The organism is Actinoallomurus acaciae (assembly GCF_042429965.1).
Classification (GTDB): Bacteria; Actinomycetota; Actinomycetes; order Streptosporangiales; family Streptosporangiaceae; genus Actinoallomurus; species Actinoallomurus acaciae.
In genome coordinates this window covers 1-598 of the sequence record NZ_JBHLZP010001274.1, presented here as the reverse complement: position 1 = coordinate 598, position 598 = coordinate 1, and the positions used below count along the sequence as shown (strand labels likewise).

Annotated in this window: 1 protein-coding gene; it reads right to left on the bottom strand. The window is 43.8% G+C overall.

What is annotated here, in order from left to right; genetic code table 11:
* Positions 1 to 250: 250 nt before the first annotated feature.
* Positions 251 to 598: hypothetical protein (locus tag ACFFNX_RS52050; RefSeq protein ID WP_378213901.1), on the bottom strand; the 348-nt coding region annotated here is incomplete at its 5' end.

Here is a 598-nt window from a genome sequence, read left to right as displayed (position 1 = left end):
GTATTACCTGATGATGAAGATATTAGGTATATTATAATGTATCTTTTAGTTAAACACAGCAATAGCCATCTTTGTTTGAGCAGTACAATATTAATTTCTTTATATAGATAAACCTTATTGATATTAATTTAGAACTATTTCTACTATTGGAATTTGAAAACGAATGTGCCCAGTAAGTATGTAAGCTAAGTGCACTCATGCTATTGCAGCGAACTAAAGATGATCGAAAATGCGTCTACTGGTCCTCAAGTTAAGGTTGGAAGTCGAACTCCTCGACTTTGCCGTCGTTGTTGATGACCCTGTGTCCGCCACTGTTCTCGCTCGTCTTGCCGTTCACGTTGGACGAGGTCTTGAAGGTGTACTCGGACTGACCGAAAACGTGGCCCCCAGGTGGGCTTTGCAGACTGCGGACGCTGCCAGAGCCGAAGTTAGGCTCCCAGATAGATTTATCGTTGAATTGATCCTTGATCAATTTGTGAACCTCATCCCAATTTCCTTTTGAAGCAGCCGCAAATATATCGCTGTCACTGGCCGGGAAAGCTTGGGCGATGACGACGGCCCCGAGCACAGCTGCTAGGATTGCGAATTTGGCCATTTT